Annotated in this window: 23 protein-coding genes; 13 read left to right on the top strand and 10 right to left on the bottom strand. The window is 69.0% G+C overall.

Features of this window, described 5'->3' with window-relative positions; genetic code table 11:
• The first annotated feature begins 138 nt into the window (after window positions 1–138).
• From ACFV9M_RS06680 to ACFV9M_RS06660, 5 genes are read left to right on the top strand one after another with little or no spacing between them, the layout of a single operon-like run.
• Window positions 139–858 carry a TnsA-like heteromeric transposase endonuclease subunit gene (locus tag ACFV9M_RS06680; protein WP_385063542.1) on the top strand — a complete coding sequence of 240 codons (720 nt, stop codon included), beginning with the start codon at window positions 139–141 and terminating at the stop codon, window positions 856–858.
• Window positions 855–2,984, top strand: a complete 2,130-nt coding sequence (locus ACFV9M_RS06675) for a helix-turn-helix domain-containing protein (protein WP_385063544.1) — start codon at window positions 855–857, stop codon at window positions 2,982–2,984. Before ACFV9M_RS06680 ends, ACFV9M_RS06675 begins: the two co-directional genes overlap by 4 nt.
• Window positions 2,981–3,424: a hypothetical protein gene (locus ACFV9M_RS06670; protein WP_385063546.1), complete on the top strand. Its 444-nt coding sequence runs from the start codon at window positions 2,981–2,983 to the stop codon at window positions 3,422–3,424. The genes ACFV9M_RS06675 and ACFV9M_RS06670 overlap by 4 nt, the downstream gene beginning before the upstream one ends.
• Window positions 3,421–4,098 (top strand): TniB family NTP-binding protein, encoded by a 678-nt coding sequence (locus ACFV9M_RS06665; RefSeq protein WP_385063548.1) that lies wholly within the window; start codon window positions 3,421–3,423, stop codon window positions 4,096–4,098. The genes ACFV9M_RS06670 and ACFV9M_RS06665 overlap by 4 nt, the downstream gene beginning before the upstream one ends.
• Window positions 4,095–6,755, top strand: a complete 2,661-nt coding sequence (locus ACFV9M_RS06660; RefSeq protein ID WP_385063549.1) for a TniQ family protein — start codon at window positions 4,095–4,097, stop codon at window positions 6,753–6,755. The genes ACFV9M_RS06665 and ACFV9M_RS06660 overlap by 4 nt, the downstream gene beginning before the upstream one ends.
• A 37-nt stretch (window positions 6,756–6,792) precedes the next feature.
• Here ACFV9M_RS06660 and ACFV9M_RS06655 read toward each other — a convergent pair whose 3' ends face one another.
• Window positions 6,793–7,638 carry an oxidoreductase gene (locus ACFV9M_RS06655; RefSeq protein ID WP_385063551.1) on the bottom strand — a complete coding sequence of 282 codons (846 nt, stop codon included), beginning with the start codon at window positions 7,636–7,638 and terminating at the stop codon, window positions 6,793–6,795.
• 105 nt (window positions 7,639–7,743) lie between these two features.
• On the opposite strand from ACFV9M_RS06655, the gene ACFV9M_RS06650 reads away from it, so the two are divergent.
• Window positions 7,744–8,658, top strand: coding sequence for a LysR substrate-binding domain-containing protein (locus tag ACFV9M_RS06650; protein WP_385063553.1), 915 nt, complete (start codon window positions 7,744–7,746; stop codon window positions 8,656–8,658).
• A 344-nt stretch (window positions 8,659–9,002) separates the two neighbouring features.
• Here the strand turns inward: ACFV9M_RS06650 and ACFV9M_RS06645 are convergent, their stop codons facing one another.
• On the bottom strand, window positions 9,003–9,569 hold the full coding sequence (locus tag ACFV9M_RS06645) for a dihydrofolate reductase family protein (RefSeq protein WP_385063555.1): 567 nt from the start codon (window positions 9,567–9,569) through the stop codon (window positions 9,003–9,005).
• A gap of 321 nt (window positions 9,570–9,890) precedes the next feature.
• Between ACFV9M_RS06645 and ACFV9M_RS06640 the strand changes: the two genes are divergently transcribed.
• On the top strand, window positions 9,891–11,273 hold the full coding sequence (locus tag ACFV9M_RS06640) for a serine hydrolase domain-containing protein (RefSeq protein WP_385063556.1): 1,383 nt from the start codon (window positions 9,891–9,893) through the stop codon (window positions 11,271–11,273).
• Window positions 11,274–11,399: 126 nt separating this feature from the next.
• Here ACFV9M_RS06640 and ACFV9M_RS06635 read toward each other — a convergent pair whose 3' ends face one another.
• Window positions 11,400–11,852, bottom strand: coding sequence for a GNAT family N-acetyltransferase (locus ACFV9M_RS06635; protein WP_385063558.1), 453 nt, complete (start codon window positions 11,850–11,852; stop codon window positions 11,400–11,402).
• Window positions 11,839–12,330, bottom strand: coding sequence for a MarR family winged helix-turn-helix transcriptional regulator (locus ACFV9M_RS06630; RefSeq protein ID WP_385063560.1), 492 nt, complete (start codon window positions 12,328–12,330; stop codon window positions 11,839–11,841). The genes ACFV9M_RS06635 and ACFV9M_RS06630 overlap by 14 nt, the downstream gene beginning before the upstream one ends.
• 143 nt (window positions 12,331–12,473) lie before the next feature.
• Between ACFV9M_RS06630 and ACFV9M_RS06625 the strand changes: the two genes are divergently transcribed.
• Together ACFV9M_RS06625 and ACFV9M_RS06620 are read left to right on the top strand one after the other, a co-directional pair.
• Window positions 12,474–13,682, top strand: coding sequence for an MFS transporter (locus tag ACFV9M_RS06625; RefSeq protein WP_385063562.1), 1,209 nt, complete (start codon window positions 12,474–12,476; stop codon window positions 13,680–13,682).
• Between the two features lie 83 nt (window positions 13,683–13,765).
• Window positions 13,766–14,185 (top strand): heme-binding protein, encoded by a 420-nt coding sequence (locus ACFV9M_RS06620; RefSeq protein ID WP_385063564.1) that lies wholly within the window; start codon window positions 13,766–13,768, stop codon window positions 14,183–14,185.
• A gap of 82 nt (window positions 14,186–14,267) precedes the next feature.
• Here ACFV9M_RS06620 and ACFV9M_RS06615 read toward each other — a convergent pair whose 3' ends face one another.
• The gene (locus ACFV9M_RS06615; RefSeq protein WP_385063566.1) at window positions 14,268–15,134 is read right to left on the bottom strand and encodes a GNAT family N-acetyltransferase; all 867 of its coding nucleotides are present in this window, start codon (window positions 15,132–15,134) and stop codon (window positions 14,268–14,270) included.
• 683 nt (window positions 15,135–15,817) lie between these two features.
• On the opposite strand from ACFV9M_RS06615, the gene ACFV9M_RS06610 reads away from it, so the two are divergent.
• Window positions 15,818–17,356, top strand: a complete 1,539-nt coding sequence (locus tag ACFV9M_RS06610; RefSeq protein WP_385063568.1) for a globin domain-containing protein — start codon at window positions 15,818–15,820, stop codon at window positions 17,354–17,356.
• Window positions 17,357–17,392: 36 nt separating this feature from the next.
• Here the strand turns inward: ACFV9M_RS06610 and ACFV9M_RS06605 are convergent, their stop codons facing one another.
• The 5 genes from ACFV9M_RS06605 to ACFV9M_RS06585 form a co-directional block, all read right to left on the bottom strand.
• On the bottom strand, window positions 17,393–17,875 hold the full coding sequence (locus ACFV9M_RS06605) for an NUDIX domain-containing protein (protein ID WP_385063570.1): 483 nt from the start codon (window positions 17,873–17,875) through the stop codon (window positions 17,393–17,395).
• A gap of 87 nt (window positions 17,876–17,962) precedes the next feature.
• Window positions 17,963–18,868 carry a LysR family transcriptional regulator gene (locus ACFV9M_RS06600; protein WP_385063572.1) on the bottom strand — a complete coding sequence of 302 codons (906 nt, stop codon included), beginning with the start codon at window positions 18,866–18,868 and terminating at the stop codon, window positions 17,963–17,965.
• 228 nt (window positions 18,869–19,096) lie between these two features.
• Window positions 19,097–20,248, bottom strand: coding sequence for a cystathionine gamma-lyase (locus ACFV9M_RS06595; protein ID WP_385063574.1), 1,152 nt, complete (start codon window positions 20,246–20,248; stop codon window positions 19,097–19,099).
• Entirely contained in the window at window positions 20,245–20,736 is a 492-nt protein-coding gene (locus ACFV9M_RS06590) for a low molecular weight protein-tyrosine-phosphatase (protein ID WP_385063576.1), read from the bottom strand. Before ACFV9M_RS06590 ends, ACFV9M_RS06595 begins: the two co-directional genes overlap by 4 nt.
• Before the next feature lie 6 nt (window positions 20,737–20,742).
• Window positions 20,743–21,120, bottom strand: coding sequence for a phage holin family protein (locus ACFV9M_RS06585; protein ID WP_385063578.1), 378 nt, complete (start codon window positions 21,118–21,120; stop codon window positions 20,743–20,745).
• A 48-nt stretch (window positions 21,121–21,168) separates the two neighbouring features.
• On the opposite strand from ACFV9M_RS06585, the gene ACFV9M_RS06580 reads away from it, so the two are divergent.
• From ACFV9M_RS06580 to ACFV9M_RS06570, 3 genes are all read left to right on the top strand, one after another.
• Window positions 21,169–21,486: a cupin domain-containing protein gene (locus tag ACFV9M_RS06580; protein ID WP_385063580.1), complete on the top strand. Its 318-nt coding sequence runs from the start codon at window positions 21,169–21,171 to the stop codon at window positions 21,484–21,486.
• A gap of 184 nt (window positions 21,487–21,670) precedes the next feature.
• Window positions 21,671–21,883 carry a DUF5326 family protein gene (locus ACFV9M_RS06575; protein WP_385063582.1) on the top strand — a complete coding sequence of 71 codons (213 nt, stop codon included), beginning with the start codon at window positions 21,671–21,673 and terminating at the stop codon, window positions 21,881–21,883.
• 200 nt (window positions 21,884–22,083) lie between these two features.
• Window positions 22,084–22,947 carry an IclR family transcriptional regulator gene (locus ACFV9M_RS06570; RefSeq protein WP_385063584.1) on the top strand — a complete coding sequence of 288 codons (864 nt, stop codon included), beginning with the start codon at window positions 22,084–22,086 and terminating at the stop codon, window positions 22,945–22,947.
• Window positions 22,948–22,986 lie beyond the last annotated feature (39 nt).

Raw genomic sequence — 22,986 nt, 5'->3', positions numbered from 1 at the left:
GATGGCATTTATGCAGCCATCGTGAGACTCGCAGCTTGGGGCGTTCACTCTTCTGGGTGATGTAAGGGGTGTCCTCTCCACGCGGGGAGCGACCGCTGGCACCTTGGCTACACGGGCAGTCACTCGTGGGCTGGGGGTGTGGTGGACGTTGCTGTGACGGTGAGCGTGCGTCGTCAGAACGGTCAGGTCGTTGAAGATCGCTTCTGGGGCACGGAGCCCATCAAATCTTTGGCTTCGGCCATGCCCTGGCGGACGTTCCGTTGGTACAAGGGCCAGAAGCACTACTCGGGCACCTACTGGTCGGCGACGATGCGCGATCACGTGATCTACGAGTCGCGACTGGAGCTGTCGCGGTTGCTCTTCGCTGATTTCGATTCGTCCGTACGCGGCATCGTGGCTCAGCCCTTCTTGCTGAAGACGGTGATGGAGGGGAAGGTCCGCAGGCACATCCCGGACTACCTCCTGCTCACCCGGGAGGTGCCGGTGGTCGTCGACGTCAAGCCGCTTCACCGGTTGTCCAAGCCGGAGGTGGCGTTCACCTTCGGCTGGACTCGGCGGGCGGTGGAATCACGGGGATGGGCGTACGAGGTCTGGAGCGAGCCTCCGGCTGTGAAACGGGAGAACATCCGGTTCCTGGCGGGCTATCGAAGGGACTGGCTGTTCAGCCCCGAGGTCCTGGAAGACCTTCGGGGAGCTGAGCTCGATGGTGTCCCTCTGGGGCAGGCCACCTGCTGTCTGCCGAATCGTTCGGAGCCTCAAGTCCGCTCCGCCATCCACCATTTGCTCTGGACGCGGTCTCTCGTTACCGATCTCGATCGGCCGCTCAGCCCTTCTCACGTTCTGAGGCGGGCGGCATGAGCAGGGCGGGGGCTCGGGTCGGGGTCGGTACGCGCTTCCGCTACGACGGAGAGACCGTCGAGGTGGTGGAGATGGCCGCGACGACGGCAGGCAACGAGGTGGTCCTGAAGGACGGCCAGGGACGATTGCTGCGGCTGTCACTCAAGGAACTTCTGTTCTCCGACCGTGCCGCTGTCCGTCCAGACGGCCCAGGACCGTCAGCTGACGATGAAGAAGAGATCGCTTCGGTCGTACTGGGACAGCTCGACAGTTCAGCACGGGCGAAAGTTCTTGAACGCGCCGAGCATGTCCGCGAGGTTCTGACGGGATTCCGGTCTGGAGTTCCGGAACTGGCACGCGATGGTGAGCCCCGCCCGGACTTTCGCCCGGAGCGACCGTTGGAGGTGCGATACACAGCCAAGGCCGATGAGCTGGGGGTATCACTTCGCACTGTCAAGCAGTGGGTCGCTGATTTTCGTCGTCGTGGAGAGGCTGGGCTCGCGCCGAAGAAGTCAAAAGGAAAGCCACACTCCGGAGTTGATGACCGGTGGGTGGAGACCGCGGTGGAGGTGATGGTCGAGCACGCTGACCAGTCGCGGCCGTCGAGGACGATGGTGATCGAGCGGACCCGGGCTCGGGTGATCGCGCGGTTCGGCGAGGATGTGGTGCCGCAGCCGAGTCGGGCGACGGCGTTTCGGCTGCTGGAGGAGCTGGAGCGACGACATCCGCTGTTCCGGCTGAGTACGAAGCGCAACCGGGATATTGCCGGTCGGCCGGAGGGTCAGTACGGCAAGCTGCGGCCGACACGGCCGGGCGAGTACCTGCTGATGGACTCCACCCGCCTGGACGTCTTCGCGTTCGACCCGCTGACGCTCAAGTGGGTTCAGGCCGAGCTGAGTGTCGGGATGGACTGGTACACCCGCTGCATCACGGGGATCCGGCTGACGCCGGTCTCGACGAAAGCGGTGGACGTCAGCGCGGTGCTCTTCCAGTCGTTCCGGCCGAGGCCGGCGGGGCGGGACTGGCCGCGACACGCGGTCTGGCCCGAGCACGGCATCCCCCGCACCGTCCTGGTCGACGTCGAGGGCGCCAGTGGACCGGGCCTGGCCTCGCCGCCCCTGGTTCCCGAGACGCTGGTGGTCGACCACGGCAAGGTCTACGTCTCGGAGCATCTGACCAGCGTCTGCCACCGGATGGGCATCTCCATCCAGCCGGCCCGGCTACGGACGGGCCGGGACAAGGGGCCGGTGGAGCGCTATTTCCGGACCCTGCGGGAGGGGCTGCTGCAGGTGCTGCCCGGCTACAAGGGGCCCGACATCCACTCGCGGGGCGAGAGTCCGGAGGACGATGCGTTCTTCTTCCTCGACGAGCTTGAGGCGATCATTCGGGAGTGGACCGCGACGGTCTATCACTGCAGGCCGCACTCCAGTCTGGTAGATCCGGGCCTGCCGGGTCTGCGGATGTCTCCGGCGAAGATGTTCGAGCACGGCATGGCGCGGGCGGGTTACATCGAAGCACCCCGCGACCGGGACCTCGCTTACGAGTTCCTGAAGACCGAGTGGCGCACGATCCAGCACTACGGTGTCGAGATTGGCCGTCGCCGCTACAGCGGCCCCGGCCTGAAGGGCCTGAGTGGTCTCCGGAGTCCGTACGACGGCCCGGTCAAGAATGGCTGGCCGTTCCAGGTGGACCCCGACGACATCACCCGGATCTACTTCCGTGATCCGGCCACCCGGGCCTGGCACACGCTGCTCTGGGAGCACGCGCCGTCGACCGAGATGCCGTTGAGTGAGGACGCGTTGACATTCGCCCGGCAGTTGGCTGCCTCGAAGTATCGCTTTCCCGACGACCGGCTTGCCGTCGCCGACTTGCTGGAGCGGTGGAACCTCGGGCTGGGCACCACGATCACCGAGCGGCGCATGGCCCTGCGGCTCTCGCGAGAGCAGGCCGCCATCGAACTTCCGGAGAGTGAGGCGGAGACGGTCGTCTCGCTTCCGTCCGTACGCAAGGCCCTTGGCCAGGACAACGAGACCGCAGAACCGCAGGAGCCCGACGTGGCGACGGAGACGGGGGACGACGACGAGGCCGATCTGGAGGACCTCGCCAAGGAGGACGACTTCTACGCTGATGCTCTGGAGGACGTGTGAACGACAACGCCGTTCCGGAGCCGGACAATCTCGCCCTGTCGCGGAAGGAGGACTTCAAGGCGTTCGCCGAGAGCCCTCGCCGCAGTCGGCCCGATCTGCTGACGCGCAAGCAGCTGAAGTCTCTGGACACGCAGGCGCGGGCGGACTACGACCGTCAGCGCCGGAAGTGGCACGCGAACATCGGCCCGGTCAAGACACCACAACTGGCAGAGCGCCACGAGGACTTGTGGGACATCGTCGACAGCAACGAGCAGGATGGTGACAAGGCCAAGGGGGCGGTGGCCGTCGACGCGTTCCCTGGGCTGGGCAAGACGACCTCGGTGCTTGCCTTCGCCCGCGACTTCCACCAGCGGGAGATCGAGGAGTCGGGCCCGTTCACCAGCCAGGGGCACGAGCGGATCCCCGTCTGCCGGGTCGGGCTGACCGGGAACACCGGATGAAGGATCTCAACCGGGCCATGCTGGAGTTCTTCGGCCATCCCGGACAGGTGCGTGGCACCACCGCCCAGTTCGGACGGCGGGTGCTGGACTGCGTGTTGTCCTGTGATGTCCGACTGGTGGTTCTGGACGATCTGCACTTTCTGAAATGGGGACAGAAGAGCGGCATCGAGGTGAGCAATCATCTGAAGTGGATCGCCAACGAGTTCCCGGTAACGTTGCTTATGGTGGGGGTCGAACTGGCGGAGAAGGGCCTGTTCGGCGAGGGAACGAACGGCCGCGACACGGCTCTGGCCCAGACTGGCCGCCGCACCACCCGCCTGGGACTGCGTCCGTTCACCATCGAAGCGGAGGCCGGGCGCCGGGAATGGCGGCAGATGCTGCTGGCCCTCGAACAGCGCCTCGTGCTCACCGACAAGCACCCCGGCATGCTCGCGGACGACCTGTCGGACTACCTCTTCGCCCGCAGCACCGGACACATCGGTTCGCTGATGACGTTGATCAACCGCGGCTGCCAGCGGGCGGTCCGCACTGGCGCCGAACGCCTGGACCAGGAGCTGATGGATCGGGTGAAGAACGACGAGGCGTCCGAGGCCGCCCGCCTCGAACTTCAGGCCGCGCTGGAGAAGAAGCGGCTGACCAGCCGTCCACGGTCCCGGGGACGACGAGCCGCATGAAGCCGTCGGCCCGCACCCTGCCGATCCGGCTGCCTCCACTGCCCGGCGAGGCCCTGGACTCCTGGCTGGAGGCGACGGCACGGCGGATGGACACCACGCTTGGTGATGTTCTGCTGTACTTCGGTTTCCCGGTCCGGCAGCGGGCCGGAAACCAGTTCCGGGGCATCCCGGCGGACTGGACTATCTTCCTCGACGAGCGGTTGACCGCTGCCGTCGCGCACGCCACTGGGACGGCCCCGGAGGCGGTCACTGCCCTGACTCTGGCGCACTATGACGGACGGGCCCTGCAGATGAGTGCCGGAGGCCGGGCCGTGTTACGGCATGTCCTTTGGGGACGCGGACGGGGATCCCGGTTCTGCCCGGACTGCCTCCACTCCAGCGGTGGGCGCTGGCAGTTGTTTTGGAGGCTTGGCTTCTCCTTCGCCTGCACCCGACACCGCCGCCTTCTGGCGGACGGCTGCCCGCACTGCGGGCAGGTTCCGCGGCAGCGGCCCCGTTCCGGCCGGTCCGTCCCTCAACCAGAACTCTGCGGCAATCCGCCAATCCGCCCCGGCGGTCCGATCACGGCTGGCTGCGGCACCGATCTCACCCGCGCTTCGACGCTTCTCCTGCCTCCTGGCCATCCAGTTCTCATGGCGCAGGACCGGGTGATGGAGATCATCGACGGGCCGACGGCTGCCTTCGGCCCCTACCGGGCTGTTCCCCAGTCGGCACCGGCGGTGCTGGCCGATATCAGGGCCCTGGGCATCCGGGTCCTGAGCGATCTTCCCGCGGCTGCCCTGCGTGAACAGATGCCGGCCGACATCGCAGAAGCGCACCTCGCCATTGATCCGGTCGTTCCGCGCACGGAACAGGCGGCGGACCGCCCGGGGTTCATGTCCCCGCCGCGAGCCGTGGATGCTGCGGTCGCGGTGACCATGGCCCTGGGCATCCTGGAACAGCCAGGAGTCCATCCGGCCGGCGAGGCCCTGCGGGGCCTGCTGGAAGCAGTACGCGAAGAAGACACGCAGATCTCGGCTACCAGCATCGACGACTGGGGCCGGGGCATCAGCCCGGTGCTGCAGTCCGTGCACCTGGCCGCCCTCGCCCTTTCTCTCCGCCCCAGCGAGCACCTCCGCTACCGCATCACGACCGAGACTCCCCGCAGGCCGACAAGGACCACTCGGGATATCGAGCAGCGAGCCAGGAAGATCCCCACGATGTTCTGGCCGTCCTGGACGGTCCGGCTCACACCGCCTGAAGGAATCCATGCACGAGTCCTGGCCCCCGTCCTCGCGGCCCTGCTGCTGATCCCGGACAGCCGCACCTCCTTGGACCAGGCCGCCGGGCTGGTCGGCGACGTCACCGACGGCATCGAGATCTCACGCCTCCTCCAGGCACTCGACGACCTTCCACAATGGCCGGACATCGTCACCGCCCTGGACCGGCTCGCCGACCACCTCGACACCGACGACACCCCCATCGACTACGGCCGGCGCCGACTCCTGGACTACACCGGCCTGCTTCCCCACGACCGCTGGCTGGAGATCTGCCGCGGCACCGGAACACCACCAGGGACCGGCCGACGCGAACGCGTCGCCCGCAGCCAGCTCTTCCGCCGCCTCAGCGGCCTGCCCGCCGAATCTGTCCCTGACGACCTGGGTGGGCTCGACAGCGCGGAGTTCCGGGCGATGTCCTTGCGGTTCACCGCGCTTCAGACCCCCGAACTCGCAAACGCCCTTCAGCAGGAAGCCCTCGGTTTCCTTGCCTCTCACCACATCCACGACGAGCCCGTGATCTGGCAGCCTCCAACCGCCCTGCTGGCCGGGCTCTACCTTCCCGGACCCAACCCAGCGCACATCGACCTGTCCCGCCTGCACCAGCTCGTCCGAGAACGCCAGCACCCCGTTCAGCACGCCTCCCAGGTCCTCGGCACGACCGTCGAGGCCATCCGGCATGTTCTAGACGAACACCCAGCCCCCGCACCCCCGCCGACGAAGAACACATCCAGAGCCACCGGCCGCATCCGGCACCAGGCCCGGCAAATCATCCCGGCAGAGCGCTTCACCCAGCTCTACTTCAACGAACGCCGCTCTCTCCAGCAGATAGCCGCCCTCACCGGCTTCTCCCGCAAGGTGCTGACCGAGCTTGCGCGGGAGTACGGCGTCCCGCTCCGCGACGGACCGCAGGACTACAGGTCCAGGGGAACCGTCGAACGGGAATGGCTGGTCGAGCAGTACGTCGTCCGCCGGCGGACCTTGCCTGATCTCGCCGGTGAGATGGGCATGAGCACTGCGAACATGGCGCGGTGGGCCCACGCCCATAACATCCCTCTCCGGCCCCGCGGCGGAGGAAGCCACAACGCCGCTCTTCGCACGGCAGACCAGGCGACCGCCGCCCCGATCGTCCTGCGTGAAGCTCTCACAAGTCCCCACGCGTGGCAGCGACTCGAACGCTTCGTGGCGGCACTGCGCTATCCCACGATCGGCGAGGCAGCCAAAGCACTCGGCACCACCCAGTCCGCGCTGACAACTCAAATCACCCACCTTGAACGTGACCTCGGACAGCACCTACTCGAACGAGCTGAACGGGGCCGAGCCATGAAGGCGACATCTTTTGGAAAGCGTGTGGTCGCGGCGGCCAGAGAGATCCTTGCGGAGGAAAAGACAAGGCAGTGAATTCACCGAGCCCAGGGTCCTCCCCCCTACCCGGCTGTCAGTCCGTGTCGAAGTCCGTCCCCCGTGAGACCTCCTCCCACTCGGTGAGCTCGGCCCGCACGGAGTCCAGGTGTGCGGTCAGGAAGTCGACCGCGTCGCCGCCGAGGGCAAGCCGGAGCGGGGTCTTCTCGGTGTTCAGAACCAGCCGGATCGCCGCTGCGGCCTTCGCCGGGTCGCCCGGCTGGCTGCCGTCGCTGCCCTGCACCATCTGCCGGGTCGCGCCGACCTTCTCCATGTACGCCGGGTTCTCCTCGGAGAAGTACGCCGCGCCCTTGCCGAACAGGTTGGTACGGAACGCGCCGGGCTCCACGATCAGCACCTTGATGCCGAAGGGCGCCACCTCGTCGGCCAAGCCCTCCGACAGCTGCTCCAGCGCCGCCTTGGTCGCGCTGTACGCGGAGAATCCAGCGAAGGACAGTTGCCCGCCGAAGCTGCTGATGTTCACGACTGATCCACTGCCCCGTTCCCTCATCTGCGGCAGTAGCGCCCGGGTCAGACGCGCAGGGCCGAACACGTGCAGCTCGAACAGGTCGCGCAGCTCCCGGTCGGTGGTCTCCTCGAACGCCCCTACCTGGGTGCGGCCGGCGTTGTTCACCAGCACGTTCACCCTGCCGTATCGGGCCAGGACGTCGGCGGCCACCACATCGATCCGCTCGCCGTCGGTGACGTCCAGGCTGATCGCCTCGACACGGTCCGGGTACGCGGCGACCAGGTCGTCCAGCGCCTCGGTTCGCCGGGCGGTGCCGATCACCGTGTCACCAGCGGCGACCGCGGCCTCCGCGATGGCTCGCCCGAAACCGCTGCTCGCGCCGGTGACCAGCCAGACCTTGGTGTCCTCGCTCATCTTCATCTCCCTCGTCAACTGCCGTTCGGGGCTGCCCGTCGACAGGTTCGATCCTTCGCCAGGCACCTGGGCAGCGTCCAAGACCCGTTGTGATAACCATGAGTTATGAACGTCCATGGGCGTGATCTGCGCTACTTCACCTCGGTCGCCGAGGAATTGAGCTTCACTCGCGCTGCCGAGCGGCTGTTCATCTCCCAGCCCGCGCTCAGTAAGCAGATACGGATGCTGGAGAAGCAACTCGGCGGTGTCCTGTTCGAACGGGACCGGCGGACAGTGCGGCTGACCGCGATGGGGGAAGCCCTGTTACCGCACGCCCGTGCGGTGCTGGCCGCCTGGCAGGCCGCGGAGGCTGCGGTGGAGGAGGCGAAGACCGCCGAGCGGTGCACTCTGGTGATCGGCATGTCCACCAGCCCGGGCCGCGGGCTGCTGCCCGCTCTGCGGACCCGTCTTGTCTCCCGGCATCCGGACGCGCAGCCCGTTTTGCGCCAGGTCAACTGGGCAGACCCCAGCGCCGGGTTGGCGGATGGATCCAGCGACGTCGCCTTCGTCTGGCTGCCGCTTCCGGACGAGGACCGTTACCAGTATGCGGTGGTAGCCCGCGAGCCTCGGCTGGTCGCGATCCCGGACGGACACCCCTTGGCGGCGCGGGCCGCGTCCGACCCTGAGGGAAAGGTGGACTTCACCGACCTGCTTGAGGAGCCCTTCCTCGCCCTCCCCCCGGAGGCCGGCCCGCTACGGGACTACTGGCTTGCCCTGGACGCCCGGGACGGTCGACAGCCGTGGATCGGCGGGGTGGTGGCCAGCGCCGAGGAGACCCACGAGGCGGTCGCCAGCGGCCAGGGGGTGGCGCTGCTGGCCACCGGTAACGCCCCGCTGGTCGTCCGGGACGAGGTGATCGCCGTGCCGGTCAGGGGTATTTCCCCGTCTCAACTGGCGGTGGCGGCCTGCCAGGACGACAAACGGACGCTGGTTCTCGCCTACCTTGCCGCTGCGCGACAGGTTGGGGCCACAACCTGTTGATTAGGCGCCTAGAGCGTGGTTGATCTCGCCGGCCTTGCTCTCACGGCATGTCCAGGCGACACCGCCGACCTCATGAGCTTTGCAGCGAGCAGTGGAACATGCTGCGGCGCTCCTGCGAAACCATGGTCGGTGCCCGAGGAAATGACATGACCGTGAGACAGAAGGCATGCCAACGGTCGTGAGACAACGCGAGAAGCCGCAGGTCATAGCGTCGGGCTATGCCATGGCCGGCGAGATCCTACACCGGTTGTAGGGTCTCGCGGCTGATGCCGTGATCTCACGGGCCGTGTCGTACCGATGTCGTATAGGACATCACCGTGAGACTAGCGCGTGGGTGCTGCTGGTCAGCGCCTCGTCTCGTACCTGGTCAGGACCACGCCGCCGGGAAACGTCCGCGTCTCCACCAGGTTCAGGTTCACCCAGCTGTCCAGCGCGGTGAAGAACGGCGTGCCGCTGCCCACCAGGACCGGATAGGCGGCGATCGCGTACTCGTCGATCAGGTCGGCGCGCATGGCCGCCCCGGCGAGCGTTGCGCCGCCGATGTTCATGGGGCCGCCGTCCTCGGCCTTGAGCCGGGTGATCTCGGCGATCGCGTCGCCGGTGACCAGGCGGGTGTTCCAGTCGACCTTGTCGATCGTCGAGGAGAACACCACCTTCGGCGTGTCCCGCCAGTTCCGCGCGAACTCGATCTCCGCCGGGGTGGCGCCCGGCTGCTGGTCGCCGGTCGGCCAGTAGGAGCTCATCGTCTCCCACAACTTGCGCCCATACAGCGACAGGCCACTCGCCCGCTCGTGGTCGAGCCACCACTGGAACAGCTCGTCGCTCGGCGGTCCGCTCCAGCCGATGTCGTCGCCGGCCGCGGCGATGTAGCCGTCCAGGGTCAGGTTCATGCCGTAGATCAGTTTCCGCATGGCTCAGCCTTCCGTTCGCGGGCGTCCGGCGTATGGACCAGCGCGGCGCGGGAAACTCATCGGTGCGCGATCTGGGCTCGCCGGTAGCCCTCGTGCTCGGGGCTCAGCGTGGTGTACTCGGCCGACTCGGGAAAGCCGCCTGATCTCGACCTCCCCCTCGCGAGGAAATGCCACGGATTTGAGACTGATCATGGGTGACAAGGCCGTGAGGCAGCCAAGGACGCCCAGGGCACGCAAGATCGACGTGTCACGAGCGGCGAGACCCTACACCGGGGGCGAAATGAACTCGACGTCCGCGTTCCGTCCGGATGGACTGGGGCCATGACCACTTTTCAGGAAGAGCTGCTCCCCGGCACCCGGCGTGCGCTGGCGCACCGCATCGCCGTGGCCCAGACCGACGGGCGGACGCCGTCGCTCGTCGCCGCCGTCGTAAGGGACGGGCGGGCGGTCTGGCACGGGGCACGGACCTCCATCGACGGACACGCACCCGACGAGACCGTGCAGTACCGGATCGGTTCGATCACCAAGACCTTCACGGCCGTTCTCGTGCTGCGGCTGCGCGACGAGGGAGCGCTCGACCTCGAGGACCCGCTGGAGAAACACCTGCCGGGCACCGGTGCGGGGGAGGCCACCATCGCGCAACTCCTGGCGCACACCGGGGGACTGGCGGCCGAGACGCCCGGGCCGTGGTGGGAACGGACGCCGGGCACGCTGCGTCCGGAACTCGCCGACGTCCTCGTCGATCAGCCCCTGCTGCATCCGGCGGGGCGCCGGTTCCACTACTCCAACCCCGGCTACGGCCTGCTGGGCGCCCTCGTCGAGGAGATCCGCACAGCGCCCTGGGACGAGGTGCTACGGCGGGAAGTGCTCGAACCTCTGGGCCTGAGCCGTACCGGCATGCGGCCACGGCATCCGCATGCGGGTGGCTGGGCGGTGCACCCGTGGGCCGATGTGATGCTGCCCGAGCCGCTGGAGGACTTCGGACGGATGGCCGCGGCCGGTCAACTCTGGTCGACGACCGGCGATCTGGCGCGGTTCGCCGCCTTTCTTGCCCGTGGGGACGACCGGGTCCTGAGCGAGGAGAGCCTTCGGGAGATGCGGACCCCCGCAGCGCCGGCGGAAGTCACGGACCAGGTGGACGGCAGCGGCTACGGGCTGGGACTGCGGATCGAGCACCAGGACGGGCGGCTCCTCGTCGGCCACTCCGGGTCGGTGCCCGGATTCCTGGCGAGCCTCATGCTGAGCGTGGCGGACGACGTCGCAGCGGTGGTGCTCACCAACTGCACCTCCGGCCCGGCGGTGTCCTCGGTCGCCTCGGATCTCGTGCGCATCGTGGCCGAGGCCGAGCCGAGGATTCCCGAGCCCTGGCGGCCGATGCGGGAGGTCGATCCTTCCGTCCTCGAACTGGCAGGCCAGTGGTACTGGGGCACCACCCCCTTCGCCCTTCGCCTCACGGCCGACGGACTCCTCTCCCTGGGGCCGCTCACCGGCGGGGGACGGCGCTCACGGTTCCGCCGGGAGGGTGAGGCCTGGAAGGGGCTGGAAGGGTACTTCGCCGGGGAGGTCCTCCGGGCCGTGCGGCGCCCGGACAGCACGGTGGACCATCTGGACCTCGGGTCCTTCGTCTTCACGCGCCGGCCTTACGACGACCGGGCCGATGTGCCCGGTGGCGTCGACCCGGACGGCTGGCGGGGGATCGGCTAGCCGCCACTGAGGCGGGTCCACGGGTGTGCGGCTCCGCGGATCTCCGTGACTGCGGCTCGGCGGCTCTGTTCCACGTGAAACAGAGCCGCGTTCCCTTCGGGGAGTGGGCCGCCACCGGAGGGGCTGTCAGAGCTGAAGCTTGAACCCCACGTGCGAGGCCTGGAATCCCAGCCTCTCGTAGAAGCGGTGGGCGTCGGCGCGCGTGTTGTCGGAGGTCAACTGCACCAACTGGCACCGCGCGCGGCGGGATTCCTCGATGGCCCACTCGATGAGACGTGTGCCCAGACCGCTGCCCCGCTCGTCGGCGTGGACGCGCACGCCCTCGATGATCGACCTGGTCGCCCCGCGCCGGGACAGGCCGGGCACGATCGTCAGCTGGAGGGTGCCCACGACGCGGCCGTCGCGGACGGCGACGACCAGACGCTGGTTCGGGTCGGCGCTCAGCCGTTCCAGAGCGGCCAGATACGGCGCGAGGTCGTCCGGAGATTCGCGTAGGGCACCCAGCGGGTCGTCCGCGAGCATGCCGACGATCGCAGGGACGTCCTCGGCGACGACGGCGCGTATCTCAAGATCCTCCATGGTCGAACCCTAGCTGGACGGCGGCAGGAGCCTTCAGCGTTTCCACGACCCGCACCAGCGGAGCCAGCTCCGCATTCCTCGCCGCCTCGTCGAGGGCCTCGCGCAGTGCCGCATCGTTGGTCGGGCGGGCCTCGCCGAGCAGCTTCAGGCCGGCCTCGGTGACATTGGTGTAGATGCCACGGCGGTCGGTGGGGCACAGATAGCGCTCGAGCAGCCCCCGGTCCTCGAGCCGGGAGACCAGCCGGGTGGTGGCGCTCTGGCTCAGGACCACCGCGTCGGCGACCTGCTTCATCTGGAGGTGGCCGCCGTCCCCGTCGTGCTGGCGGCTGAGCACGTCGAGCAGGGAGTACTCGCGCACGCTCAGATCGTGCCGGGCCTGCAGCGCGCGTTCGATGTGGGCCTCGATCCTCCCGTGCAGCAGGGAGAGGGCGCACCAGCCCTGGGCGAGGGCGGTGAGCGCGGGGTCCGTCGCAGTCATGGGTCCTCTTCCTCCGTCCCGGAGCGGCTGACCCCAGGATAGAGCACTCCCGCAATAGTCGGCGGTTGCCTATAGGCGGCGTGTGCAACTATTGTGAACGCACGCAAAGCGCACCTGCAATCTTCTGGAAGGTGTACCCCACCATGCCTCTCGCGCTCCTGGCCCTCGCGATCGGGGCCTTCGGCATCGGCACCACGGAATTCGTGATCATGGGCTTGCTGCCCGAGGTCGCGGGCGACTTCGGGGTCTCCATCCCCACGGCCGGCTTCCTCGTGACCGGCTACGCGCTCGGCGTCATGTTCGGCGCCCCGCTGATGACCGTTCTCGGCACCAAGGTGTCCCGCAAACGGATGCTGATGGTGCTGATGGGCCTGTTCATCGTCGGCAACCTGCTGTCCGCCGTCGCCCCGGCCTTCTCCGTCATGCTGATCGGCCGCGTGGTCGCCTCGCTCGCGCACGGCGCCTTCTTCGGCATCGGCTCCGTCGTCGCGGCCGACCTGGTCGCGCCGGACAAGAAGGCCGGCGCCATCGCCATGATGTTCACCGGCCTCACCGTGGCCAACGTCGTAGGCGTCCCGCTGGGCACCCTCGTCGGGCAGAGCGTCGGCTGGCGCGTCACCTTCGGCATCGTCGCCGCCCTGGGGGTGATCGGCCTCGCCGGCATCGCCAGGCTGGTCCCCGAGATGCCCCGGCCCGAGGGCGTGCGCCTGCGCCACGAACTGGCCGCGTTCAGGAACGCCCAAGTCCTGCTCGCCATGGCGATGACCGTCCTGGGGTTCGGCGGGGTCTTCGCGGCCATCACCTACATCGCGCCCATGATGACCCATGTGGCCGGCTTCGCCGACGGCTCCGTCACCTGGCTGCTGGTCCTCTTCGGCCTCGGCATGGTCGGCGGCAACCTCGTCGGCGGCAGGTACGCCGACCGCGCCCTGATGCCGTTGCTGTACGTCTCCCTGGGCGCCCTGGCGGTCGTCCTGGCCCTCTTCACCCTCACCGCCCATCACAAGGCCCTCGCGGCCGTCACGATCGCTCTGATCGGCGCCCTGGGCTTCGCGACCGTCCCACCGCTGCAGAAGCGGGTCCTCGACCAGGCGCACGGCGCTCCGACGCTCGCCTCGGCGGTCAACATCGGCGCCTTCAACCTGGGCAACGCCCTGTCCGCCTGGCTGGGCGGTCTGGTCATCACCGCCGGTCTGGGCTACACCGCCCCCAACTGGGTCGGTGCCGTCCTCGCCGCGGCCGCTCTGGTCCTCGCCGTCGTCTCTGCCGCGCTGGAGCGCCGGGACAGCGTGCCGAGCGCCGTCGTCGCGGCTTCCGCTCCCACCGAGCGGCCGGCCGCCGTCTCCCACTGAATCGTCCGGTGTGCGGGGCCGAGGCCGTTCCCACGCCCCCGGTTCGTCCCTTCCCGAGAAACACCCGCAAGGAGAACCTTTCCGTGAGCACCACCACCGTCGCCCCCCTGACCATCCGTGACGCCGAGGTCCTTGTCGAGGCGGCTCGCCGCGCCGCCGAGGCTGCCGGGGTCACGGTCAGCGTGACCGTCTTGGACGCGGGCGGTCATCTGCTGGCCTTCCGCCGGGACGACCGGGCTGTGCTGATCTCCGGTGAGACGAGCACCCGCAAGGCCTACACGGCACTCCAACTGGACACGGCGACCGCCGACCTCGTGGACGCCGTGCAGCCCGGTGGCCTCTTCCACACCCTGCCCACCGCGCTCGACCGGCCGCTGCTGTTCATCGCCGGTGGCGTACCGCTCCACCGCGATGGCCGTCTCGTCGGCGCGATCGGGGTCGGCGGCGGGGCACCCGAGCAGGACCACGGCTTTGCCGCGGCCGCCGTGGAGTCCCTCGCCTGACGGGGCCGTTTCCGCGGAGCGCACACGGAGAACGCCGGTTCTCCCAGCGAGAGGGAACCGGCGTTCTCGGTCTCAGCGGGTGCTATCCGGCCGCCACGGTCAGCGGAGCGAACCGTCGGCTCCAGTCACCCGGCAACTCCGTGGTCCCGTAGGTCATGACGGTGTTGAAGGCGACGGACCGCAGACCCCGCTCCTTCACCCAGGCCAGCAGATCCGTGTGGCGCACGTCGATGTCCGTGCGCAGGGGCCGGTCCGTGTGTGCGGCGAGCGCGGTGACGAGTGCCATGGCCGTCTCCGTGTCCCGCGCGATGAGCGGCCCCACCACATGGGTGTCCATGTTGGGCCAGGCGGCCGCGTAGCCGATGATCCGGCCGTTGTCCTCGGCGACCCGCATCTGGTCGGCGAAGGCGGGCAGTCGCGCGATCACGAGGGTGCGGTCGGTACCGAACACCTCCTCGTCGAGCCGGAGGATGGCGGTGAGATCCTCGGCCGTGGCCGCACGGGTGAGGACACCGGGCTTCTGACCGCCGGGTGTGAAGTGCCCCAGCACCATCTCGGCACGTCCCGTGGCCTTGAACCCCAACTCCTCGTAGAGCGGCAGGCCGTTCGGGGTGGCGTGCAGGGTCAGCGGGGTAGTGCCCATCTCGGCGACGACGTGCCGCATCAGGTGTCGTCCGACGCCTTGACGGGCGTACCGTTCGGCGACCAGCACCATGCCGATGGCGCCGAGAGCAGGACGTCCGTGCGGGCCGTACTCGGTGACGACGCAGGCACCGAGGAGGCCGCCGCCGGGGTCGTCGATGCCGAACCCCTTCCCGGCGCTGAGGAGAAGGCCCCACTTGTGCTCCTCGCGCGGCCACCCCCGGTCCTCGGACAAGTCGGCGCAGGCGGTGAGGTCGCGGTGCGTCAGACGGCGGACGGGAAGAGAGGGGGGAAGAGGTGTCGACACGCAGGTCAGGCTGTCCGACCGGTGCCCTCGGCGTCCACCTCTTTCGCCGGGTGAAGCCGTGCTTTTGGCCATGTCGTGACCCGCTCCCCGGCGGTGGCGGGCCGGCGGGCGTTTCACGTGAAACGCCGCTCCCCTGATCCCGGACAAGGACTCGCTCATGAAGTGACCGTTTCCAGGGCGGTCGACGCGGTCATTCAGCGGCCCGGACCGATGACTTACCTGGGGAAAGATCTGTGGAATGCCTATGAATGGGCATGCTGCGTCCGGTAATTGGAGGAATTGACGGTTCGTTCCCCGGCTGCCTCCGAGGGGAGGGAAGGGGGGACTTGTGTGCGGGGCCGCGCCCGGTATGGTCGACTCCGGTTCGTGTTCGGGAGGTGCGGCGCGAGATGCGGTACATCTCTTCCGCACGAGCCGAGAACAGGGTAATGAAGCCTGACGGGACGGAGAGTTCGAAGACCCGCGATGTCGGGTAATGGGGGCGAGTGGTCTGTAAGGGGTGGGATGCTGCGACGAGGAGACTGCGGCCCATGTCGCACTCTCGCCTTCACGACCGTATGCGGCCGGGGCACGTGTGGACCGCGGCCATATCGGTCGCAGGACGGAACGGAACCGGAATAGCTAGCCGTCTGCGGGGGAAGCAGGCACCTTCCGATCGTGGAAGTGCGTAGACCGACCGAGAGATGTTCGAGGCGAGGCACACCATGGACGCTCCGACCACCAGGTCGGCCGACAACGGCACGTCCGGCGGCGGGGACGGCTGGTTCACGCCGCGCAAGCAGCCGGCGTCGGCTGCCGACAGCGAGCGGGCACCCTCCGAGGGCCGCCGGCTTGCCGCGCTCCGTCCCATGGGCAGGGGCACGGAGGCGTCGGCGGACGAGACACTCCGGAGCGAGGCCGCCGAGCCGAACGCCCGCACACCCGGTCAGGACCCTCGACCGGAGGATTCGCCCCGACCCGCGCATCCTTCCCCACCCGAGACTTTCGCCGGTGTCCGGCCTGAGCGGGCCGTCGAGCCTCGGGGGCCCGTCCCGCCCGCGACCACCGAAGGGCACCGCGTCCCCGGGCACCGCGTCCCCGCCCAGCGGTCCGCCCCCGCCGGGAACGCCTCTCCGGACGCCCTCCTCATCCGCCGCACCATGGACGAGGTGGCACCCGTCGCCGACAAGGTCACCTCGTACTTCTACGCGCTGCTCTTCGTCCGCCATCCCGATCTGCGCTCCCTCTTCCCGCCCGCCATGGACACCCAGCGAGACCGGCTGCTCACAGCCCTGCTCACCGCCGTCGAGCACATCGACAACACCCCGGTCCTGGTGAACTACCTGCAGAACCTCGGCAGAGGCCACCGCAAGTACGGAACCCGCCCCGAGCACTACCCGGCGGTCGGCGAGTGCCTCATCGGGGCGCTGAGCAAGTACGCCGCATCCGTCTGGGACGGCGAGACGGAAGCGGCCTGGGTCCGGGCCTACACGACGATCTCCCAGGTCATGATCGACGCGGCGGCCGCCGACGAGCTGCGCGCGCCGGCCTGGTGGCACGCGGAGGTCGTCTCCCGCGAGCTCAGAACCCCGGACATCGCCGTTCTCACCCTGCGGCCCGACCAGCCCTATCCCTTCCTCGCCGGGCAGTACGCCGGTGTGGAGACACCATGGTGGCCACGGGTCTGGCGGCACTACTCCTTCGCCTCGGCGCCCCGCTCCGACGGGCTGCTGTCGTTCCATGTGAAGGCCGTTCCGGCGGGCTGGGTCTCCAACGCGCTGGTCCACCGTGCCCGACCCGGGGACGTCGTCCGGCTGGGTCCGCCGGCCGGCTCGATGACCGTCGACCACACGCGGGACAGCGGACTGCTCTGTGTGGGCGGTGGTACCGGCATAGCCCCCATCAAGGCCCTGGTCGAGGATGTCGCCGAGCATGGCGCCCGCCGCCCGGTAGAGGTCTTCTACGGCGCCCGCAGCGATCACGACCTGTACGACATCGACACGATGCTCAGGCTCAAGCAGTCCTACCCCTGGCTGGAGGTGCGCCCCGTGATCGACCGGGACGGTCTGCTCCAGCTTCCCGCCGCCATACGGACCTTCGGCCCCTGGACCGAGTACGACGCCTACGTATCCGGCCCGCCCGGCATGATCCGTAAGGGGGTGGATGCCCTGCGCGGCGTCGGCATCCCGGTGGACCGCATACGGCACGACTCGGTCGAGGAGCTTGTCGCGGCCGGACAGTGAACCGGCGGGCCCGGCGTCACCGCAGGCCGGCCGCGGTCACCCCAGATCAGGCGCGTGCATCGCGCGGACGCCCTCGATATTGCCGTCGAGGTAGTGCCGCAGCGACAGCGGAACAAGGTGCACGGAGGCGATGCCGACCCGGGTGAACGGCACGCGCACGATCTCGTATTCGCCGAGGGGCTCGTCGACCTCGGGGCCGTGCCGCAGGGCCGGGTCCATGGATCCCAGACGGCAGACGAAGAAGTGCTGCACCTTCACTCCGGTCGCGCCTCCGTCCGCGCCGATGTGCTCGACGGTGTCGACGAAGCAGGGCACCACATCGGTGATCTTGGCGCCGAGTTCCTCGTACACCTCTCGGTGCAGGGCGTCGACGACGGTCGTGTCCTCCGGCTCGACCCCGCCCCCGGGCGTGACCCAGTAGGGATCGATACCGGGCTTGGTGCGCTTGATCAGGATCAAATCGTCACCGTCCAGCAGAACGGCGCGGGCGGTGCGCTTGACCACGGGTCGGACGGTCATGGGAGAAATGTGGCCCGGCTGGTTCCACGTGAAACATCGCGAAACGTCACCGGCCGAGCCCGGACCGTGAGGCCCTGCCCCGCCCGCTCAGCACCAGTCGGCCGCCGTCCTGAGCAGCCAGTCATGGGCCCGAGCGATGTGCGGCATCGCGAGCGTGCCGGTGCGCACCACCAGGACGTATGTCCGCAGCGGCGGCACCGCGGGCTCATGCAGCGCGACGACGTCACCCCGGTCCAGCGCTGCCGCGCAGAGGTAGCGGGGCAGCACTGCCAGGCCGGCGCCCGCGATGGCACACGCGAGGACCGCGCGCAGGTCGGGAACGATGACGGTGCCCGACGCGGCGGGGCGCGAGTCGAAGACGGACGCCCAGTAGCGGGAGACGAAGGGCAGCGACTCGTGGACCTCGACCACGGGGAGGTTCTCCAGAGCGGTTGCGCCCGTGCGGCGCAGGTTCTGGGCGCCGATGTCCTCGGCCCGGCTCGGAGCGGCGACAAGGACGTGCTCCTCGTCGCACAGCGGGGTGGCCGTGAGGAGGGCACCGCGCGGCCGGAGCGTGCCGATGGCGAGGTCATGGTGTCCGGAGGCCAGCCCCTCCAGGACCTCCTCGGCGGTTCCGAACGAGGCACGCAGCTCGAACCCCTGTCCGTCGTCGCGGGTCAGCTCCGTAAGTGCGGGAAGCGCTCGCTCCGCGGTGAACTCGGGAGGCCCGGCGAGATGGAGCGTGCGCACGGAGGACTCGTCGTCCAGACCGGTCTCGGCGATCTCGACCAGGGCGTCGAGATGCGGGGCGGCCTTGTGGGCGAGTTCGTCCCCGATGGTCGTCGGCGTGACGCCACGGGCCTGCCGCAGGAACAGGGGGCGCCCCAGCTGTCGCTCCAGCGTGCGAATCTGGGAGGTCACGGCAGGCTGGGACAGGCCCAGCAGAGCGGCGGCGCGGGTGAAGGAGCCGGCCCGGTGCACGGTCACGAAGGTACGCAGCAAGGCCAGATCCATGGCACGCGTCCCCTTCCTTTGCCCGTCTTCCGGCCCTGAGGCAGGGCCCAACTATAAATAAGTCGATAGGCCCCTGTCGCTACTGTGATTGGACACTGACACAGAGTCAATTAGCCTTGGTCGCGCGGTTCTTCGCGCGCGGAGCCGTGGACGGTCCGAGCCACGAGGGGGGAGGCTCGGACCGTCCGATGGACGTAGCGGGACACCGTCGGGGCGTCCGTGCACCGTTCAGCGCCCCGACTCCTCCAGCGCTCGCAGCACATCCGCCACCAGGTCCTCGGGATCCTCGGCGCCGACCGAGAGCCGGATGAAGCCCTCCGGTACCGCGTCCCCGCCCCAGCGCCCGCGCCGCTCGGCCGTCGACCGCACGCCCCCGAAACTCGTCGCGTCGTCCACCAGCCGCAGTGCCTCCAGGAAACGCTCGGCACGCGCGCGCGTGGCCAGCGTGAAGGAGACCACGCACCCGTGACGCCGCATCTGCCGCGACGCCACCGCGTGGGACGGATCGCCGGCCAGCCCCGGATACCGCAACCCGGTCACCCCGGGCCGCCCCCGCAGCGCCTCGGCGACGGCCAGGGCACTGGCGCTCTGCCGGTCCACACGCAACTGCAGCGTCGCGATCGACCGGTGCGCGAGCCAGGCCTCCATGGGCCCCGGAATCGCCCCGACGATCTTGCGCCAGCGCCGTACGGCCGTCATCGCCTCCCCGGCGTGCCCGGTGACGTACCCGAGGAGGACGTCGCCGTGTCCGGTGAGCTGCTTGGTACCGCTGGCCACGGAGAAGTCCGCACCGAGCTCCAGCGGACGCTGTCCGAGCGGCGTCGCGAGCGTGTTGTCGACGGCCACCAGGGCGCCACGCGCGTGCGCCGCCTCGACGAGCCGCCGGATGTCGCACACGTCGAGCCCGGGGTTCGACGGCGACTCGATCCACAGGAGCCTCGCGCCGTCGAGGGCGCCGAGCTGGGCGTCGCCACCGGTCGGGGCGGTGCGCACCTCGATGCCGTACGCCTCCAGTTGGGCGCCGGCCAGGGGCAGCGCCTGGTACCCGTCGCTCGGCAGCACCACGGCGTCCCCGGTGCGCAGCAGGGAGAAGAGCACCGACGAGATCGCGGCCATGCCGGAGGCGAACACGAGCGTCTCGACGCCGTCCCGCCCCGGTGCCTCCAGCTCGCCGATGGCGCGCTCCAGATGCGTCCAGGTCGGGTTCTCGTCACGGCCGTAGGTGTACGGGCCCGTGGGCTCGCCCGGCAGGTGGAAATGGGCGGCGAAGACCGGACCCGGCAGGGTCGGCTCGTACTTCACCGGCTCGGGCAGGCCCGCCCGCACGGCGCGGGTTCCCTCGCCCGCGGGGAGGACGCCGTCCCCTGCGGAATCGTTCATGCCACGCGTCCTTCCACGTCCTCGCGGACCGAGGCGAGCAGGCCGTCGCTCGCCCGCTCCACCATCTCCAGGCACTCCTCGAAGCCGTCCAGGCTCCCGTAGTAGGGATCAGGAACGTCGAGATCGTCGCCCGCGGCGGGGTCGTAAGCCCGCAGCAGGCGCACCTTGCCGGCGTCCTCGTCGGTCGGCGCGAGACGGCGCAGTTCCCCGAGGTGGCCGGCGTCCAGGGCGATCACCAGGTCGAGGCGGGCGAACCAGGAGCGCTCGAACACCCGCGCCGTGTGGGCCAGGGCGTAGCCATTCTCCTCGAGGACGGACAGGGCGCGCGGGTCGGCGCCCTCACCCTCGTGCCAGCCGCCCGTACCGGCGCTGTCGACCTCGACCAGTTCGTCGAGGCCGGCGTCCGCCACGCGCGCGCGGAAGACCGACTCGGCCATCGGGGAGCGGCAGATGTTGCCGGTGCAGACGAAACACACGCGGTAGGTCATCGCGGCTCAGTCCTTGTCGGGAAGGACGACGTCGAGCGCCCAGGAGACGACGGAGACGATCAGACCGCCGAGGACCGCGGTCCAGAATCCCTCGACGTGGAAACTCAGGTCGAGCTGCTCCGCCAGCCACGAGGTGAGCAGCAGCATCAGCGCGTTGACGACCAACGTGATCAGGCCGAGCGTGAGGATGAAGAGCGGCAGGGTGAGCACCTTCATGACCGGCTTGACCAGGGAGTTGACGAGTCCGAAGAGCAGCGCCACCAGGATCAGGGTGCCGATCTTCCTGCCGGTGCTGTCACCGGACAGGGTGATCTTGTCGAGCAGCCAGACGGCGACCGCCAGGGCACCCGCGTTGGCGATCGTCTTGACTACAAAATTCTTCATGTGTCTGATCGTGGCAGAAGAGATCGGCTGCGAGCGTGGACGAGGGCGATGAAGGCATTCCGGCTGGACGAACTGGAGGCGGAGCGAGCCGCCAACGACGGTGCCTACCTGCAGTTTCTGCGGGAGCGGAACATGTCGGTGGGGCTGTACGCGCTCGATGCCGGCGATCACGATCCACAGAACCCACACCAGCAGGACGAGGTGTACTTCGTCGTGAGCGGCCGGGCCTCCCTGACCGTGGGTCTGGAGACCACCCAGGTCGCGCGGGGCAGCGTCGTGTACGTGCCGGCCGGGGTCGCCCACAAGTTCCACCACATCAGCGAGGACCTGCGCGTCCTGGTCGTGTTCTCGCCCCCCGAGGGGTGATCGCCTCCGCCCGTGAGCCGATGCGCTGCTCGGGGTTCCCTAGGGGACCGGTCAGGGGAGGACAAGGGGTGCGAGGCCCCCGTCGGCACATCCTCCGGACCTAGCATCGACGGCAGGACGTCGAAAGGATCCGGCTCGCCACAGGAGCCGGACATCGGCCCGGACGAGAATGAGGACGAGGGAGATGCAAGAGATCTTCGCGGGACTGCCGTGGTGGGTGAAGTGGGTGGCGGTGCCGGTCATCGCCCTGGTCGTGTTCGGCGGCCTGATAGCGAGTGTCGTCGGCTTCGTGATCGGCCTGCTCTTCAAGCTGCTGGTCTTCGTGGCGCTGGTCGGCGGACTCGTCTACGTCGTCAGGAAGTTCACGTCGAGTTCCACCTCGCGCGGCGACTGGTGAGCGGTACGGGAGACGGGTGACCGGTAACAGCGATCGCCCGTTCCCTCGGCCGGGGGAAGTTTCCGGCACGGCCGGTCCGCGAGCGGTGGCGGACGGTTAAAGTCCGGAGCCCGACGCGGGGACGGACGACCCCGCGAGCGGCGTATCCCCCCGCCCGTGTTTCCCGCACGGTCCGCCCTCTCGCGCTCCGGGAGTGACCCTTGGCCACGGTTGACACCGCATCATCAAATCCGTTCGCGCCCCCCACCCGGCCGTGCTCCACCGCACCCCCGCACCAGCGCCCGCCGAACGGCCGCGTCCCCGAGCAGCCGCATCCCGGGGCCACACTCATCGGTTCCGTGCAGCGCGCGATGCGTCTGCTGGAGACCGTCGCCGAACACGCCTGCGGGGCTCCGGCCAAGCAACTGGCCCGTGAGACCGGCCTCGCGCTCCCCACGGCGTACCACCTGCTGCGCACCCTCGTGCACGAGGGCTATCTGCGCCGTGACAAGGGGCTGTTCTTCCTCGGGGAGTCAGCCGTGCGGCTCGGCAGCAGTGGAGCCGCGCAGAAACGTCGCAGCACGGTCGTCGACACCCTCGCCCACTGGCGCGATTCGATCGGTGTGCCGGTGTACTACGCCGTGTACCGCGACGGTGAGATCGAGGTCATGTGCGTGTCCGACACCCCGGGCAATCCGGCGGTCGAGGAGTGGGCCGACTTCCGCGAGACCGGTCACGCGCACGCCATCGGCCAGTGCCTGCTCTCCCAGCTCGACGAGGACTCCCGCCGCGACCACCTGGACCGCTACCCGGTGCAGTCCATCACCCCGTACACGGTCCGTGACGAGCATGTTCTGATGCGGCGACTGGCCCGTGTACGCAGGATGGAGACAGTCGTCGAACGGCAGGAGTACGCGCTGGGCACGGTCTGCGCCGCCATCCCGATCACCGTGGGCACGACCGCGGCCACGATGGCCATCTCCCTGCCCGCCCATCAGGCGGACCGGCTGCCGTCGGCGGCACGGCAGCTGCAGAACGAGGTCGGACGGATGCTGGGATCGCTCGCGATCTCTATCAGCATCTGAAAACTCACTCCTTGTGATCTGTCGTACACGTTCAGCAAG

Source organism: Streptomyces sp. NPDC059895 (assembly GCF_042731035.1).
Taxonomy (GTDB): domain Bacteria; phylum Actinomycetota; class Actinomycetes; order Streptomycetales; family Streptomycetaceae; genus Streptomyces.
Note: the sequence above shows the minus strand (reverse complement) of the source record. Positions and strands in the feature narration are given on the sequence as shown.

Excerpts from the sequence above, each read along its gene's own strand:
- ACFV9M_RS06650 (WP_385063553.1), top strand. The coding sequence starts at position 7,744 with ATGAACGTCCATGGGCGTGATCTGCGCTACTTCACCTCGGTCGCCGAG.
- ACFV9M_RS06640 (WP_385063556.1), top strand. The coding sequence starts at position 9,891 with ATGACCACTTTTCAGGAAGAGCTGCTCCCCGGCACCCGGCGTGCGCTG.
- ACFV9M_RS06585 (WP_385063578.1), bottom strand. The coding sequence starts at position 21,120 with ATGAAGAATTTTGTAGTCAAGACGATCGCCAACGCGGGTGCCCTGGCG.
- ACFV9M_RS06675 (WP_385063544.1), top strand. The coding sequence starts at position 855 with ATGAGCAGGGCGGGGGCTCGGGTCGGGGTCGGTACGCGCTTCCGCTAC.
- ACFV9M_RS06625 (WP_385063562.1), top strand. The coding sequence starts at position 12,474 with ATGCCTCTCGCGCTCCTGGCCCTCGCGATCGGGGCCTTCGGCATCGGC.
- ACFV9M_RS06635 (WP_385063558.1), bottom strand. The coding sequence starts at position 11,852 with ATGGAGGATCTTGAGATACGCGCCGTCGTCGCCGAGGACGTCCCTGCG.
- ACFV9M_RS06575 (WP_385063582.1), top strand. The coding sequence starts at position 21,671 with ATGCAAGAGATCTTCGCGGGACTGCCGTGGTGGGTGAAGTGGGTGGCG.
- ACFV9M_RS06595 (WP_385063574.1), bottom strand. The coding sequence starts at position 20,248 with ATGAACGATTCCGCAGGGGACGGCGTCCTCCCCGCGGGCGAGGGAACC.
- ACFV9M_RS06655 (WP_385063551.1), bottom strand. The coding sequence starts at position 7,638 with ATGAGCGAGGACACCAAGGTCTGGCTGGTCACCGGCGCGAGCAGCGGT.
- ACFV9M_RS06645 (WP_385063555.1), bottom strand. The coding sequence starts at position 9,569 with ATGCGGAAACTGATCTACGGCATGAACCTGACCCTGGACGGCTACATC.
- ACFV9M_RS06665 (WP_385063548.1), top strand. The coding sequence starts at position 3,421 with ATGAAGGATCTCAACCGGGCCATGCTGGAGTTCTTCGGCCATCCCGGA.
- ACFV9M_RS06580 (WP_385063580.1), top strand. The coding sequence starts at position 21,169 with ATGAAGGCATTCCGGCTGGACGAACTGGAGGCGGAGCGAGCCGCCAAC.
- ACFV9M_RS06630 (WP_385063560.1), bottom strand. The coding sequence starts at position 12,330 with ATGACTGCGACGGACCCCGCGCTCACCGCCCTCGCCCAGGGCTGGTGC.
- ACFV9M_RS06605 (WP_385063570.1), bottom strand. The coding sequence starts at position 17,875 with ATGACCGTCCGACCCGTGGTCAAGCGCACCGCCCGCGCCGTTCTGCTG.
- ACFV9M_RS06600 (WP_385063572.1), bottom strand. The coding sequence starts at position 18,868 with ATGGATCTGGCCTTGCTGCGTACCTTCGTGACCGTGCACCGGGCCGGC.
- ACFV9M_RS06610 (WP_385063568.1), top strand. The coding sequence starts at position 15,818 with ATGTTCGAGGCGAGGCACACCATGGACGCTCCGACCACCAGGTCGGCC.
- ACFV9M_RS06590 (WP_385063576.1), bottom strand. The coding sequence starts at position 20,736 with ATGACCTACCGCGTGTGTTTCGTCTGCACCGGCAACATCTGCCGCTCC.
- ACFV9M_RS06660 (WP_385063549.1), top strand. The coding sequence starts at position 4,095 with ATGAAGCCGTCGGCCCGCACCCTGCCGATCCGGCTGCCTCCACTGCCC.